The 15,097-nt window shown below is 40.2% G+C and carries 12 protein-coding genes and 4 tRNA genes; 6 read left to right on the top strand and 10 right to left on the bottom strand.

Features of this window, described 5'->3' with window-relative positions; translation table 11 throughout:
* From ACHUE3_RS19260 to murB, 8 genes are all read right to left on the bottom strand, one after another.
* A partial coding sequence (locus ACHUE3_RS19260) for a GTP-binding protein (RefSeq protein ID WP_021033140.1) occupies positions 1-215 on the bottom strand: 215 nt, incomplete at its 3' end.
* Positions 216-351: 136 nt separating this feature from the next.
* Positions 352-427: transfer RNA gene (locus ACHUE3_RS19255), tRNA-Thr, on the bottom strand.
* 12 nt (positions 428-439) lie between these two features.
* A tRNA-Gly gene (locus ACHUE3_RS19250) sits at positions 440-514 on the bottom strand.
* Positions 515-559: 45 nt separating this feature from the next.
* Positions 560-644: transfer RNA gene (locus ACHUE3_RS19245), tRNA-Tyr, on the bottom strand.
* A gap of 39 nt (positions 645-683) precedes the next feature.
* A tRNA-Thr gene (locus ACHUE3_RS19240) sits at positions 684-759 on the bottom strand.
* A gap of 120 nt (positions 760-879) precedes the next feature.
* Positions 880-1,575 carry a type III pantothenate kinase gene (locus tag ACHUE3_RS19235; RefSeq protein WP_394193911.1) on the bottom strand — a complete coding sequence of 232 codons (696 nt, stop codon included), beginning with the start codon at positions 1,573-1,575 and terminating at the stop codon, positions 880-882.
* Positions 1,572-2,564: a bifunctional biotin--[acetyl-CoA-carboxylase] ligase/biotin operon repressor BirA gene (birA, locus tag ACHUE3_RS19230; protein ID WP_394193910.1), complete on the bottom strand. Its 993-nt coding sequence runs from the start codon at positions 2,562-2,564 to the stop codon at positions 1,572-1,574. The genes ACHUE3_RS19235 and birA overlap by 4 nt, the downstream gene beginning before the upstream one ends.
* Entirely contained in the window at positions 2,561-3,571 is a 1,011-nt protein-coding gene (gene murB, locus ACHUE3_RS19225; RefSeq protein ID WP_394193909.1) for a UDP-N-acetylmuramate dehydrogenase, read from the bottom strand. The genes birA and murB overlap by 4 nt, the downstream gene beginning before the upstream one ends.
* 143 nt (positions 3,572-3,714) lie before the next feature.
* On the opposite strand from murB, the gene ACHUE3_RS19220 reads away from it, so the two are divergent.
* On the top strand, positions 3,715-5,559 hold the full coding sequence (locus ACHUE3_RS19220; protein ID WP_394193908.1) for a M1 family metallopeptidase: 1,845 nt from the start codon (positions 3,715-3,717) through the stop codon (positions 5,557-5,559).
* A gap of 42 nt (positions 5,560-5,601) precedes the next feature.
* On the opposite strand, the gene ACHUE3_RS19215 is transcribed toward ACHUE3_RS19220, so the two are convergent.
* The gene (locus ACHUE3_RS19215; RefSeq protein WP_394193907.1) at positions 5,602-6,201 is read right to left on the bottom strand and encodes a DUF2057 domain-containing protein; all 600 of its coding nucleotides are present in this window, start codon (positions 6,199-6,201) and stop codon (positions 5,602-5,604) included.
* A gap of 88 nt (positions 6,202-6,289) precedes the next feature.
* Between ACHUE3_RS19215 and ACHUE3_RS19210 the strand changes: the two genes are divergently transcribed.
* The 4 genes from ACHUE3_RS19210 (at position 6,290) to ACHUE3_RS19195 (ending at position 10,186) form a co-directional block, all read left to right on the top strand.
* Positions 6,290-6,655, top strand: coding sequence for a histidine triad nucleotide-binding protein (locus ACHUE3_RS19210; RefSeq protein WP_394193906.1), 366 nt, complete (start codon positions 6,290-6,292; stop codon positions 6,653-6,655).
* Positions 6,656-6,889: 234 nt separating this feature from the next.
* On the top strand, positions 6,890-7,546 hold the full coding sequence (locus ACHUE3_RS19205; RefSeq protein ID WP_058562058.1) for a helix-turn-helix transcriptional regulator: 657 nt from the start codon (positions 6,890-6,892) through the stop codon (positions 7,544-7,546).
* A gap of 107 nt (positions 7,547-7,653) precedes the next feature.
* Positions 7,654-9,810 carry an ATP-binding protein gene (locus tag ACHUE3_RS19200; protein WP_394193905.1) on the top strand — a complete coding sequence of 719 codons (2,157 nt, stop codon included), beginning with the start codon at positions 7,654-7,656 and terminating at the stop codon, positions 9,808-9,810.
* Between the two features lie 22 nt (positions 9,811-9,832).
* The gene (locus tag ACHUE3_RS19195) at positions 9,833-10,186 is read left to right on the top strand and encodes a hypothetical protein (protein WP_058562056.1); all 354 of its coding nucleotides are present in this window, start codon (positions 9,833-9,835) and stop codon (positions 10,184-10,186) included.
* 4 nt (positions 10,187-10,190) lie between these two features.
* On the opposite strand, the gene ACHUE3_RS19190 is transcribed toward ACHUE3_RS19195, so the two are convergent.
* The gene (locus tag ACHUE3_RS19190) at positions 10,191-11,618 is read right to left on the bottom strand and encodes a mannose-1-phosphate guanylyltransferase/mannose-6-phosphate isomerase (RefSeq protein WP_394193913.1); all 1,428 of its coding nucleotides are present in this window, start codon (positions 11,616-11,618) and stop codon (positions 10,191-10,193) included.
* A 157-nt stretch (positions 11,619-11,775) separates the two neighbouring features.
* On the opposite strand from ACHUE3_RS19190, the gene ACHUE3_RS19185 reads away from it, so the two are divergent.
* Positions 11,776-15,045, top strand: a complete 3,270-nt coding sequence (locus ACHUE3_RS19185) for a methyl-accepting chemotaxis protein (RefSeq protein WP_394193904.1) — start codon at positions 11,776-11,778, stop codon at positions 15,043-15,045.
* Positions 15,046-15,097 lie beyond the last annotated feature (52 nt).

Genomic DNA, 15,097 nt, shown 5'->3' with positions numbered 1-15,097 from the left:
GTATCGTACTCAACGTGTGAAGTTGAGATTGTGATACCACGCTCGCGCTCTTCTGGAGCGTTATCGATTGATGCGAAGTCTTTAGCTACACCACCATATACTTTTGCAAGTACGTTAGTGATTGCTGCAGTTAGGGTAGTTTTACCGTGGTCAACGTGGCCGATTGTACCAACGTTTACGTGCGGTTTTACGCGTTCAAACTTTTCTTTTGCCATGACGGAACCTATCAGTTTTGTTTATCTAGATTACATATGAAAATAATCCACCAGCAGGTAGATTAAATTAAATTTTTCAAATTTCAAATAGTATTTTCTGACAGATAAAGGAAGTAATCAAGAAGATTCGTATGACTGGTGCTGATAGGCAGATTTGAACTGCCGACCTCACCCTTACCAAGGGTGCGCTCTACCAACTGAGCTATATCAGCAACACCATAAACTGGAGCGGGCAGCGGGAATCGAACCCGCATCATCAGCTTGGAAGGCTGAGGTAATAGCCATTATACGATGCCCGCGTTAGGAACCTGTTCTTAATCTACCTCTAACCGTCAAGAATAAAGTGGTGGAGGGAGCTGGATTCGAACCAGCGAAGGCTGAGCCGTCAGATTTACAGTCTGATCCCTTTGGCCGCTCGGGAACCCCTCCACGATAATTCTTTACTAAGCACTTCCGGTAAAAGGAAAGTGGTGCCGACTAACCGAGTCGAACGGTTGACCTACTGATTACAAGTCAGTTGCTCTACCAGCTGAGCTAAGTCGGCACTGCTTTAGTACGGGGCGAGATATTAGAGTAAGGCGTATTGGGATGCAACAATAAATTTGAAAAAAGTGTAACTTTTTAACTCAAATGCTCACAAATCATGCAAACAAGCGCTGTTTTGTTACTTTTCACACAATTCTCGCCAATAGTTTAAACCTTGCATAACTAATTGAGGTGCAAAAACAGCAGTTGGAAATTGCGCCTGAAGCAACTTTCCATAGCCACCCGCAAATATTAATTGAGGATTTTTATTACTCAGGTGCAGCTTTGCTTGCTCAACCGCACCGATTGTTGCCACAAGGGCGCCATTTTTTAGTCCGTTTGGGGTGTTGATACCAAGCTCATTGCTAAATTGTGTTGTTTCATCATCAAACACGCGTTGAGTATTTTGCGTTAACGAACGGGTCATTAAATCAAGTCCGGGTATTATCCAACCTCCTAAGTGTTGTCCACCTGTATCTAACACATCAATAGTGGTTGCTGTGCCCGTATCAACTATAATGCAGTCTTGTTTTGGCCATAACATATAAGCTGCAATAATCGCTAACCAGCGATCGATACCTAAGTTCTGATAGTGTTCATAGGCGCAATATAAGTTTTCGAGTTGCTTACTAACCACGGCCTCATAACTAGGAATATTCAATGTTGCTGCCTGCGCTAATAGCGCATCTAACTGCTCACTTTTACCGACACTGGCATACACAACTTCTGTGACTTGCTGCCATGGCAATGTACTTAAATCACAAGTTGCAATGTTCTTTCCATCATAGCATGCTGCTTTTAATGCAGTATTGCCTACATCTATTAACAACCTCATTGCTGTACCTTACGCAAAGATATTTCGCCGCCATAGTAACTTTTTGCCTCGCCGTCTTGGCGTATACGAATTCCACCTTGCATATCTATACCCTCACAAATACCACGCCAACTTCTGTGCCCAGTGTTCAGCTCAACACATTGCCCTGCAAATGCATCAAGGGTATTCCATTGCTGATACATGTTTTGCAGGCCTGTTTCACTGTATTGTGCTAAGCGCTGCTCAAGATGGTAAGTAAGGTGAGCAACAAGTTTGTTCTTATCTAACTGCGTGGTGTGTTGGCTTAAATCCGTCCACGCTTGATCTATTTGCTGACTTACACTTTCAGGCATTTGTAAATTTATGCCTATGCCAATAACTAGCTGGCATGGGCCTTGAGGTTGACCATCAAGCTCAACCAATACCCCTGCTAGTTTTTCTTTATTAAGGTAAATATCGTTTGGCCATTTGAGCTCAATATCTAATTGGTAGAGTGCTTTTAAGGTATCGTAAACAGCAAGCCCTACCGCAATTGACATACCCATTGCCGCTTGAAGGCCATCATCTAAACGCCAGTAATAGCTATAATACAGGTTTGCACCAAATGGGGATTGCCACACGCGACCTCTGCGACCACGACCAGCTTGCTGCATTTCGGCAACAATCACAGTGCCAGACTTTAGCTGTTGCTTTGCTGCAATACGACGCATTAACTCGCTGTTGGTCGAGTCGATAATAGGTTGCACTTCTATTTGCGCAGTGTCAGCACCTAGGGCCAGGTAGTAATGTTGAATCTTACTTTGCTCTAGTAAACCAACAGCATTATTCAAGCTATAACCTTTGCCATTCACTTTAAAAATATCGAGGCCCATCTCTTGTAAGCTTTGTATATGTTTACTGACTGCTGCGCGGCTAATACCAAGCTGCTCTCCCAGTAACTGCCCTGAGATAAAGCCGCCGTTATTTAACGCATTTAAAATTGCTAACCTATTTCCATCCGGCGCTTTCATGACGTTTCCTCTAAATCAATATGACATTCACCGTCACTTGCCATCAAGCGTACTTCATGCTCTAAACGTATTTGATAACACTGCCACACTTGCTTTTGAATATGTTGCACCATGGCAATTAAATCAGCCCCTTTACTATTACCATAATTAACTAACACCAGCGCTTGTTGTTGATGTACTTCAATATCCGCTATTCGATAGCCTTTTAAACCAGCCTGCTCAATTAACCACCCTGCTGCAACTTTGTGGTGCTCAGCGTCGTATAGATAATGTGGTAATTGTGGATGCGTTTTCAGCAGTGCTTGTAGCTGTGAGTTAGTTATTATTGGGTTTTTAAAAAAGCTGCCCGCATTTGCCAGCTCATAAGGATTGGGTAATTTACTGTTACGAGTTTTAATAACTTGCTTAAAGATGCTTTTCGCACTGATATCTTCAAGCTGCTTTAATGGTCCATAACTTAATTCTGGCTGCCATTTTTTTGGTAGGCAAAACCCGACTTGAGTGATCACCACTTTATTTTTTAAGCTATGTTTAAAAATGGAATCCCGATAGCCAAATTGACACTCAGTATTGTTTATTCTTACAAACTGCTTACTAGCGATATCGAAGTACTCAACGTATTCAATGTATTTCGCCAGCTCAACGCCATAAGCCCCAATATTTTGTACTGGTGCCGCCCCCACAGTACCCGGTATAAGTGCTAAATTTTCAAAACCTGGCATATCATGTTCAAGCGTATAAATAACTAACTGATGCCAGCTTTCTCCTGCTGCAACTTCCAATAAGTAGTCATGCTCTCGCACACTCGCAGTAATACCTTTAGTCGCCATTTTAATCACTTGACCTTGGTAGTCAGCTAAAAAAACGGTATTACTCCCCTCACCCAAAATACAAAAAGGACTATCAAATGATTGCTGCTGCAATTGCGCGAACTCAGTAATTTCAGTGAATATTGAACACTGACTCGGTAATGAAAATGTGTGAAAAGCTTGCACAGAGTGAGCCACAAAATGCCTCAAAAGTTAATTGTCACTAATCGTCCTAGTTTACCCCATCATCGTAAAAGGCGCACCCGATTGCAGAAATTGTTCAACCTAGCCTAGCAATCATGATATAAAACCTGCACTTTTTATTTGTGTTCAAGGTAATTATGAAAATCACACCTCTTTTTTTAAGCCTCGCAATGGCTGGTATGTGCTCACAAGCAATGGCCAGCGCTGTTGACCAAAACTCATACGCTAATCTTAATGATGTTATTACTACGCACTTAAACCTAGATTTAGATGTCGATTTTGCAGACAAGCAATTAGAAGGTTTTGTAGAGCATACGTTAGAGTGGCAAAATGCCAAGAGCACACGTTTAGTGCTCGATACGCGCGACCTAGATATTGATAAAGTGATGTATCAAACGCAAGCCGGCAGCTGGAAAAAAGCAGACTTTACATTAGCTAAACGCGATGACGTAAAAGGCTCTAAGTTGACGATTAACTTTAAGAGCCAAGCGCAAAAAGTACGTATTTACTATAACAGCAGACCAGAAGCATCTGGCTTACAATGGTTAACGCCAGAGCAAACGGCAAGTAAATCTCACCCATTTATGTACAGCCAATCACAGGCAATTCATGCCCGTAGTTGGTTACCCGTGCAAGACACTCCAGCAATGCGCGTAACTTATACTGCCCGTATTCAAACACCTAAAGACATTCGCGCGGTCATGAGCGCCGATAATAAAGACGCATTATATAAAGATGGTGATTACCACTTTACTATGCCACAAGCTATCTCTCCTTACTTAATTGCGATTGGCGCAGGTAACTTAGAGTTTAAAGCTATGTCTAAGCAAACAGGTATTTTTGCTGAGCCGGAAATTCTTGATGCTTCTGTTGCTGAATTTAACGACACTCAAGCAATGATCGATAAAACCAACGAAATGTATGGTGAATATGCATGGGGCCGTTACGACTTACTTATGCTGCCACCTAGCTTCCCATTTGGTGGCATGGAAAACCCGCGCCTATCATTTATTACGCCAACTGTAGTGGCCGGTGATAAAAGCTTAGTTAACCTAATTGCCCATGAACTTGCGCACTCTTGGTCTGGTAACTTAGTAACCAATGCAACTTGGGAAGATTTATGGCTTAACGAAGGTTTTACCTCATACGTTGAAAACCGTATTATGGAAGAAGTATTTGGCCGTGACCGTGCAGTCATGGAACAAGCACTTGATGCGGCAGGACTTCGTGCTCAGCTTAAAACAATTGATGCGCCTGATACCCGCCTTAACTTAAAACTAAATGGCCGCGACCCAGATGATGCATTTAGTTCAGTGCCTTACACCAAAGGCCAGTTATTTTTAATATACCTTGAAAACCAATATGGCCGTGAAAAGTTTGATGACTTCGTAAAAACCTACTTTAACGAGTTTGCTTTTAAATCATTAACAACAGCGCAGTTTGTTACTTATATCGAAGCTAACTTAATTAAAAAATACCCAGGTATTGTTAGCATGGATAAAGTTAACGAGTGGATATTTGAACCTGGTTTACCAAGTGATGCGCCTAACCCAACTTCAGATGCATTTGACAAAGTAGACGCTGCAACCAAAGCTTGGTTACAGGGCTCTACAACCGCAGCACAACTTCCGACCGCAAACTGGACAGTGCACGAGTGGTTACACTTTCTAAATAACTTACCACGTGACTTAAGCATTGAAAAAATGACTGAATTAGATGGTGAGTTTAATCTAACTCAATCAACCAATGCTGAGCGCGCATTTGCATGGTACATGCTCGCTGTAGGAAATGGTTATCAACCTATTTACCCTTCACTTGATAAGCACTTATCAGGGATTGGCCGCCGTAAACTGATCGTGCCTTTGTATAAAGCACTCATTAAAAATGGTAAACGTGAATGGGCACATGATGTATACATCAACGCTCGTCCGGGTTATCACCCGCTAGCACAAGGTACTATTGACGACTTGTTCTCTAAGTAAAAACCAATAAATATTAAAAAGGGCGATGTATTCGCCCTTTTTTTATTTTGTGACTTTATTTATAAAACGTCTACGCTCTTCGGGGCTGGCTTGTTGCCACCAAAAATCCAACATTGCCGCCGCACTAGGTGCCTGCGCTTTCGCTGGCGCCGGTTTTGATATAGGCGCACTCACTGGCGCGCTCGCCACTGCAGGTTGATTAGTTGATGCAGTAGGTGCAACTTGAGCACGAGGCGCAGTCATTGATGTTTGTAGTGGCAGACCTAACGATGCACCTTTAGCTTGCAAACTAATTTGCGGTGACTCTGCAAACACCTTCGCAGCAATCGCATTATCCGCTCGATTAAAAACAATGTCATAATCATTTCCTTGCTCGATCGTCGCCATAACCCAGAAAGGTTCAGAGTCAATTACTTGATGCTCGTCATATCCTTGCTCGTACAAATCTGAGTATTTTAACTTCAACGAGTAAGTACCGGGGTTTAGCTCCAGCTCATCAACACGACTAAAAAACGAATGCTCAATGACCTTTTCACCTACCTGTAGTGGAATGATCTCCTCCGGGAAAGAAACCGTTTCAGCTAAAGCAACTGAACTTAAAAGCAGCGAAACAACGCCACTGAAAACGACTGACTTGTACATATAAACTCCTTGTGTTTGATTTCAGTTTGACACTGCAAGTAAAGTTTGTCATTAGTGACTTTATAACAAACATTGGAGCTAAGTTAAAATGAGTGATGAAACAATCTTTACAAAAATAATAAACAGAGAAATTCCTGCCGACATCATCTATGAAGATGAGCTATCGTTGGCTTTTCGAGATATAAATCCACAAGCCCCTTTTCATATTTTGATTATCCCGAAAAAAGCGATTGCGACAATTAACGATATTACCGAAAAAGATGCACCTCTTGTCGGTCATTTATATGTAGTTGCAGCAAAAATAGCTAAACAACAAGGCTTTAGCGATGATGGTTTTAGAGTGGTAATGAATTGTAACGAACATGGCGGACAAACGGTATATCATATTCACTTACACATGTTAGCAGGCAAAAGTATGGGTTGGCCGCCGTACCAAGATAACAAAAAAGAATGATCACAAAAAAAATTAATACTCTTTTAAGGTGAGTCTAGAACAACAAGTGAATTTGAACAATAGTTAACTATTTCATGAAGATAGGATGTTTTTACGTTACTTTTTTTTAATAAATAAAAAACATAACGTCTTAAAAATATACTTTTCCTGCCCTTATATAGGAAATTTCTAATACGAAAGGGGTGGATTGCGTGATAGGATTAATTAGTTAACTTTATTCAAGAGTATGTAAGTATGAGCAGTTCAGCATTTTTGTTACTAGATTTGGAGCCAATCAATACCATTGGTATTAATGTATTAGAACCATTATTAAAAACCCAAGGGCTTGATGTAACTACAGGCACAAACATTTTAGATGTGCCTGAAGGTACGCGCTTATTGTTTATTGAAACATCAAGCCAAGATGCGTGGGGTAAATTAAAAGAACAATTAGTAAACCTACGCGTTAAGTGCGATATCGTTTTGTTTAACTTAGATGAAAATCCAGAGCTAGCCAATCGTGCGTTATTAAGTGGTATCCGTGGTGTCTTTTATACAACTGATAATGCTGACGTATTAATGAAAGGCATTCGTTTATTGCTTGAAGATCAGCTTTGGTATCGTCGCGATATTATGTGTAATGCACTAAACCGCATGCTGCAGTTTAATAAAGACGCACTTCACAAGTTGACTGAAGGCGATATTGAACCAATAAAACTAACCAAACGTGAAAAATCTATTATTTCATTAATGAGTAATGGGTCGAAGAATAAAGAAATCGCGGAAACACTTAGTATTAGTCCGCACACAGTGAAAACACATTTATATAGTGCATTTAGAAAAACAAAATGTCGTAACCGAATTGAGTTACTTTCATGGGCACAGCAAAATATTCCTGACGAAATTCGTTAAGCTAAATTGTATTGACCAAAAAAAGGCGCATAAAGCGCCTTTTTTGCATTTGCTAACAACACAAATAGACTTTATGCTCAGCTCAAAGCGATAGTATTGGAATTAACATGCTCGATTCAGCCACCTTGTATTATGCCAGCGCAGCCATGATGGCGGTTATGACGCTGCTTAATTATCTTACTTGGCGTACCAGTAAAAATACCCCAGGCACCTTAATTTATATTTTTTACCCAATGATGATGTTTGCCGCTGTGCTAAGTTTTGCATTACATGGTTATTTAAATAATATCGCTACCATCAGTATCGCCAACAGCCTATTTTTTTGCTCTTCAATTATACATGCATTAGCTATTCGACAGTTTTTTGCAGATAAAGGCCCTGGTTTTAAGTACTTTAGTATTTTTACTATGTTGTTTGCAATCACCATGATAATACTAGCGTTTAATCAATCTAGTCTACGCAGTCGTATTTTAGTTTCTGATCTGCAACATATTACTGAAGCATTGTTTTTACTTTATTTGTTTATAAAGTATGGTTACAAAAACTACCCTAACGGGAGTATTGTTTACATATTAATACTCTCCATAATTACGTTGGTTTTTGCAGGTCGAACATTAATAATGGGAGATATAAGTAGCACAAAACTACTTTCAGATAACTGGTTTAGTATTACCTTATTTATTAATGGCGTTATAGCCCCTATGTTTTATGCAACTGGGATGGCGCTATTGTGCAACGAACGCCGCGAACAAAACCTCAATCAACTAACAGAAAAAGCACAAAAAGATCTTGAAATACGGGGGCTATTTTTATCAACAATTAGCCATGAGATCCGCACCCCTCTCAATGGTATTTTAGGCAGTGCGCAACTGATTTTAAACCAATCGAGTGATCCCCGTGATAAACCTTACTGTGAAGCGATTATCAACTCAGCTGAATCGCTCAACCTGCTAGTCGACAAAGTCCTTGATTATGCCAGCCTCGATCAGCATAACGAGGCCTTATACGAAGAAGATGTAGAGTTTAAAACTTGGCTACACAATTTATGCCTATTATTGAGCCCGCTTGCAGAACAAAAGCGCCTGCACTTTGAGCTAGTTTATAATTTGCCCGAGCAAGCTTGCTATTACTGCGATCAACAAAAGTTAAGGCAAATCATCATAAACCTGATGGGAAATGCTATAAAGTTTACTGATGAAGGTGAAGTAAAAATATGCGTAGATTTAATTAAAGAGCAGCAACTGGAACATACAATACGCATTAGCGTAGTTGACTCAGGCCCTGGTATTGAAGACGACGAGATAGAGTACCTCACAGAACCTTACGTTCAAAGCAGTGCAGGTAAAGAGAAAGGCGGCACTGGCCTTGGTTTGGCTATCACCAGCCGACTACTAGAAAAATTAGGGTCACATTTAAATATCACCAGTGAACTTGGCAAAGGCAGCTCGTTTAGCTTTGATATTAAACTTACACTCGGTGAATTAAGCTTGGTTGAACAGCGCCATCAATCAAAAGATTATTTAACTGGGTTAGATGTATTATTAGTAGAAGATTTAGACTTAAATCAAAAAATTGCTATAGAGTTTATGGCAGATGATGAGCATAAAATTAAGCTTGCTCGAGACGGCCAAAGCGCAATTTCATTAATGCAGCACCATCATTTTGATGTAGTGTTACTAGACATGAACTTACCTGATTTAACAGGTCAAGAAGTACTTAAAACCCTAAAAGGAATAGAGCACAAAAACCAACGCACCCCTGTACTCGCTTTTACAGCCAGCTTAAGTCCAGATGAAATAAAAGAATACTTTGCGCTTGGTATAAAAGACATCGTCGGCAAACCCATCAAGCAACAAAAGCTGCGCCAAGCATTAAGTGATTCACAAAACAATCAAGCGCCAATAATCGCCGTTGAGTTGAGCGATGTACTTTATGATGAAACCGCAGCTGAAACATTAACCAGCTCATTCAGTGATGATGAAGTGTCATCTATTTATAATGAATTTGTACTTTCTGCACGTAACAAGCTTATTCGCGCACAACAACTGCTCGATGAAGACAAAGAACAATGTATTAAACTCCTGCATCGTCAAGCAAGTACAGCATTGCAGCTTGGCTTTAATAGATACGGCGCAGAGCTTAAAAAAATAGAACGCCGACTATTAGATAATAAACCACTTAAAGAGCCTTTATCTGATGTTATTGTGCTTTGGCAAGACAGTTTGGAACAATATTTAAAGTACGTAAGAAGTGAATTGAGTTAGTGAAGTTAAAGGAGCAAGTGCTATGGCTATTTTTAAAAACTTATTTCGCTGGCAGCGTGGTCGACAACATTCAGGCTATGACAAAATGCTGCTGTGCGGCGCGTATTGGCCATTAAAGTTTGATACTTACTTAATTAAATTTCCTTTAGGTAGCGAAATAAAACCACACACAGATAAAGTACTTACCGGTAAACACTTTCGCTTAAATATCATTTTAAAAAATGCCCAGCAAGGAGGTGAATTTATTTGCGATAACACTTTATTTCAAAGCAAGCGGATAAAGTTATTCAGACCCGACATCGCTCAGCACGCCGTGTCTAAAATAGAACAAGGTAATCGATACATATTAAGTATTGGCTGGGTCAAAGGTAGCTAACTCGCTAGTTTCGTCCATATTGGTCATCAAAACGTTCAATGTCGCTTTCGTCAAGTATGCTACCTGTTTGTACCTCAATCAGTATTAGTGGCGCACTTTGCGAGTTTGCTAAGCTGTGGATTTGCCCAGCAGCGATATAACAAGATTGATCGGCAGTTAAAACACTAGCTTTGCCATCAATATTGACATCAGCTACCCCCGACACCACCACCCAATGCTCAGCACGATGCTGGTGCCGTTGGGTTGAAAGTTTTGCTCTACTATTGACTATTATTTTTTTGACTTTAAAACCATCAGCTTCAACTAATACCCGGTAGCTCCCCCAAGGCCGACAAACAACTTGATGGTTTAATAGCTTATCATTTTGTGTACCCGCCAATTGCTTTAACAGTAATGGCAGCTTATCAAGTTGGCTTTTATCAGCGATTAAGGTAGCGTCATGCGTATGGATAACAGCCAGATCACTCACGCCTAACGCTGCAATCGTATGCCCTGCTTCACTGCGTAATAAATTGTTTTCGCCTGCTAAAATAACATCTTCTTTATCTCGGCAATTACCCAACTCATCTTTAGGGCTTGCTTTCCAAAGCGCATCAAAGCTCCCCACATCACTCCAATTAAGCGATAAAGGCACTACTACAACATTTTCACTACGCTCCAATATAGCGTAGTCAATCGAATCACTTGGACAATGCTGCAACGCTTGTTCATTTACCCTGAAAAAGCCTAAGTCTTGCTTGAAATCGGCAGCGCGCTCTACACTTTGCGCTATTTTGGGTGAAAACCGCTTAAGCTCAGCTAAATATGCCTGCGGCGTCACTAAAAACATACCACTATTAAATGAATATTCACCGCTTTCAACGTAGTGCTCAGCCTGCGCTAAGCTCGGCTTTTCTTTGAACTCATCAACATGGTAACAAGATGACTGGGCTATTCTGGTACCTTGTTTAATATAACCATAGCCACAGTTTGCAGTGTCAGGCTTAATTGAAAAAGTGATCAACTTACCTTGCTCTGCTAACGCAATTGCATCGGGCAACTGTATTAAAAGCTGTTCAAAGTCTTCAATAAAATGATCAGCAGGCATTATAAGCATCGGATTGTTATTGCCATGTTTTATCGCATACTGCGCCGCTAACGCTATGGCAGGGGCTGTATTTCGACCTTGCTGTTCCAACAATATTGCTGCAGGAGTAACCCCTATTGATTCACATTGCTGGCTGGCTATAAATCGATGCTGCTCATTACAAACTAAAATAGGTTGATCAAAGCTATGCCTGTTCACTCTTTCTAAGGTGTTTTGCAATAACGACCCATCATTAATTAGAGGGAGGAACTGTTTTGGCATTGCATGACGTGACAAAGGCCACAGCCTTGATCCAATTCCACCAGCAAGAATAACAGGAGTAATAAGAGACATATTAATAGCCATAGCTAAGTTTAATGAGGGTATTTTAGCAGACAATGGCGCCGCCTTTATATGACATTTAAAAAATCTATTAAGCCAAATTCGCTTTTCAGGAACACTGTTCTAAACTCAACTGGTTACCTAAATTCGGTTTTTATGTTTATCTATAAAGGGACGTTAAATGAACATTAATACGGTTAGTCATTCGATTAAAAATTTAGATCTTTCTAAAAAATTAATAAGCGCTTTCTTACTTGTTGCACTCATTCCTTTGGCTATCGTAATCGCTTTTTCATTATCAAATTCATCTACGGCACTAAACAAACAAACCTACGCACAACTTGAGGCAGTCAGTGAAATAAAAAAGAGCGCTATTGAACGTCACTTTAATAATATCAAGTCACAACTTCTATTTTTATCCGAAAGCTCGCTAATACATTCAGCAGCAATGGAGCTAACACTTGCTTTTAATGCTCAAATAAATCAAAAAAAGCTCAACAACTTACAATACGAGTTACTAGCAAACTATTATGAAAATATCTTCAACAAAAAGTACAACCAAGAAAATAAAAACACAACACGCTCATTTGATATGCATTCGCAACTATCTGCACAGGCACAATACTGGCAATATCATTATTTAGCTCAAAACCCATATCCTGTTGGTGAGAAAGCCAATTTAAACCGAGCAACAGACGATAATATATACAATGAGGCCCATGAAAAATACCATGACTTTTTATTCAAATTTGCTCAGCGATTTGATTTCTATGACATATTCATAATCGATAACCAGTCGTCTAAAGTTGTGTATTCAGTCTATAAAGAGGTGGATTTTGCCACTTCTTTAACGGCAGGCCCATTCGCAAGTAGTAACCTAGCGTTAGCCTACGAACAAGCAAAAAATATTGGCGAAAAAGACGTTGTATTTGTCGACTACCAACAGTACCTACCTTCTTATGACGCACCGGCCAGCTTTATAGCGACGCCAATTTATGAACAAGGTATACATACCAGCACCCTCGTTTTTCAAGTATCGATTGATGCATTAAATACCATTATGACTGAGCGAGCAGGCTTAGGTGAAAGTGGCGAAACCTACCTCGTTGGGCCAGACTTTTTAATGCGGTCAGATTCATACCTTGATCCAAAAAATCATTCCGTCGTTAATTCGTTTCGTTATCCTAAAACAGGCACCGTTAAAACAACGGCGGCCATGCAAGCTTTGCAAGGAGAGGCTGGGCAGCAAGTAATTACCGATTACAATGGGGCAAAAGTGCTGTCATCTTATCAACCTATTGATGTCCTTGGATTAAAGTGGGCTTTATTGGCTGAAATTGACCAAAAAGAAGCGTTTGCCGCAGTGACATATTTAACCACTATTTTAATAATTACATCATTGATATGTATTGCTATTGTTGTATTTATTGCCTTTGTATTTGCCCGTTCTCTAACACGTCCTGTACAGCTGCTCGTTGATACCATGCGCCATGTTGAACGCCAAGGTGACTTTTCAGTTCGCTCCCCTGTGCTATCTAAAGACGAAATAGGCTCATCCGCCAGTGCCTTTAATTGCTTATTAGATGCCTTACAAAGCTCTATTTCGCAAACTAATACGGTGATGAATAAAATGGCAGAGGGCGAATTTAATCACCGTATAACCGTAGATTGTAAAGGGGAGTTATATTCATTAAAACAGGCAACAAATAACTGTGCTACTTCACTTGAGCAAGCAATGTCTGAAATTAATCATGTTATTGATGAAATGAGCCAAGGTAATTTTTCAACGCAAATTAACACCCCCATGCAAGGACAACTCGCCACGCTTAAGCAAAACATTAATGGTTCTTTGAATACTTTAGATCACACGATTGGTGAAATCGTAACTGTGATGGCAAATATAGAGCAAGGCAACTTTACTCAACAAGTTAACAGCACTGCACAAGGCACATTAAAACAACTAAAAGACAGTGTGAACAACTCTGTAAGCAGCTTATCTGGGGCAATAAATAACATAAGCCAAGTAATGAGTGCATTGCATGACGGTGACTTTTCCAAGCGCGTAGAGCAACCCTTACAAGGGCAATTGGCACTACTCAAAAATGACATAAACTCTAGCGTAGATAATCTCGCGCTGATCATTACCGATATAAACTCGGTCATGTCAGCTGTGAGCAAAGGAGACTTTACGCAACTAGTCGATTGCGATGCGAATGGTGAACTTTTAACTCTAAAATATAATATTAACGACTCTATCATGGGCCTTAATAATGCGGTAAATGAAGTGTCAAATGTAATGATGGCGATTAGCCAAGGTAACTTTAACAAAACAATTAATGTAGACATGTCAGGTCAGCTTAATAGCTTAAAATTAGATATAAATAACTCAGTAGAAAACTTAAATACGGTAATTACACAACTCGCCACTGTAATGGCTGCAATGCGTAATGGTGATTTTAGCAAGCAATTGGATATGCAAATGCAAGGACAACTTGCTGAATTACAAAGTGACGTCAATAACTCATTAAGCATTACAGCAGATGCCATTGAAGAAGTAACACACGTTTTAAGCAGCTTAGCGCAAGGTAATTTAAACAAACAAATTGAGCGAGATTACCTTGGTGTGTTTGCAACCTTGAAAGACGACGTAAACCAAACCATTAATAAGTTAACCAGTGTTATCGCCAGCATTCAACAAAGCGCTAATTTAGTATCACAAAGCGCCTCTGAAATTGCGTCCAGCAATATAGAAATTAGCCAACGGACCGAAGAGCAAGCAGCAAATTTAGAGGAAGCCAGTGCAAGCAGTAACAATATGCTGGATGAAGTTGCTCAAGTTACGATGAAATCTAATGAGGCGGTTGCGCTTGCCAAAGAAGCACATACAACGGCCAGTGAAGGCGGTGAGCTTTCAAAGCAAACGGTGGATGCAATTAATGAGGTAAACAACTCAAGCAAGGATATTAATGAGATTGTGTCTGTTATTGATGATATTGCTTTTCAAACCAACTTACTCGCGTTGAATGCCGCAGTTGAGGCAGCAAGAGCTGGAGATCATGGCAGAGGCTTTGCTGTGGTAGCCAGTGAAGTGAGGCAGTTAGCCGGTCGCAGTGCAGCATCAGCCAAGCAAATAAAGGGAATTATTAGCACCAGTAACCAAAAGGTCAGTCAAGGGACTATTTTGGCAAGCTCTTCTGGGGAAAAACTTGAACAAATTGTGACAGCGGTCAGCGCGGTGAATGAAATGACCGTCTCTATTAATAACTCATCACTAAATCAACAACAGGCAATTAAAGAGGTTGATGCTGTTGTACAACGATTGACGACATTGATACAAGAAAACTCGGCAATCACTGAAGAAACGATGGCGGCGGCAAAGCAAATGTCAGATCAAGCCAATACGATGCGCAATTCATTGCAATACTTTTCCTTGAAAGAAACAGTGAATTAATCCTGTATAGACAAAAATTTGCAGTAAACTGCTGGCGAACTACTTGATGCTA

This window comes from Pseudoalteromonas atlantica, assembly GCF_043641955.1.
Taxonomy (GTDB): Bacteria; Pseudomonadota; Gammaproteobacteria; order Enterobacterales; family Alteromonadaceae; genus Pseudoalteromonas; species Pseudoalteromonas atlantica_A.
This window is presented reverse-complemented; position numbering and strand designations above follow the sequence as displayed.

Excerpts from the sequence above, each read along its gene's own strand:
- birA (WP_394193910.1), bottom strand. The coding sequence starts at position 2,564 with ATGAAAGCGCCGGATGGAAATAGGTTAGCAATTTTAAATGCGTTAAAT.
- ACHUE3_RS19205 (WP_058562058.1), top strand. The coding sequence starts at position 6,890 with ATGAGCAGTTCAGCATTTTTGTTACTAGATTTGGAGCCAATCAATACC.
- ACHUE3_RS19235 (WP_394193911.1), bottom strand. The coding sequence starts at position 1,575 with ATGAGGTTGTTAATAGATGTAGGCAATACTGCATTAAAAGCAGCATGC.
- ACHUE3_RS19210 (WP_394193906.1), top strand. The coding sequence starts at position 6,290 with ATGAGTGATGAAACAATCTTTACAAAAATAATAAACAGAGAAATTCCT.
- ACHUE3_RS19185 (WP_394193904.1), top strand. The coding sequence starts at position 11,776 with ATGAACATTAATACGGTTAGTCATTCGATTAAAAATTTAGATCTTTCT.
- ACHUE3_RS19195 (WP_058562056.1), top strand. The coding sequence starts at position 9,833 with ATGGCTATTTTTAAAAACTTATTTCGCTGGCAGCGTGGTCGACAACAT.
- ACHUE3_RS19190 (WP_394193913.1), bottom strand. The coding sequence starts at position 11,618 with ATGGCTATTAATATGTCTCTTATTACTCCTGTTATTCTTGCTGGTGGA.
- ACHUE3_RS19220 (WP_394193908.1), top strand. The coding sequence starts at position 3,715 with ATGAAAATCACACCTCTTTTTTTAAGCCTCGCAATGGCTGGTATGTGC.
- ACHUE3_RS19215 (WP_394193907.1), bottom strand. The coding sequence starts at position 6,201 with ATGTACAAGTCAGTCGTTTTCAGTGGCGTTGTTTCGCTGCTTTTAAGT.
- ACHUE3_RS19200 (WP_394193905.1), top strand. The coding sequence starts at position 7,654 with ATGCTCGATTCAGCCACCTTGTATTATGCCAGCGCAGCCATGATGGCG.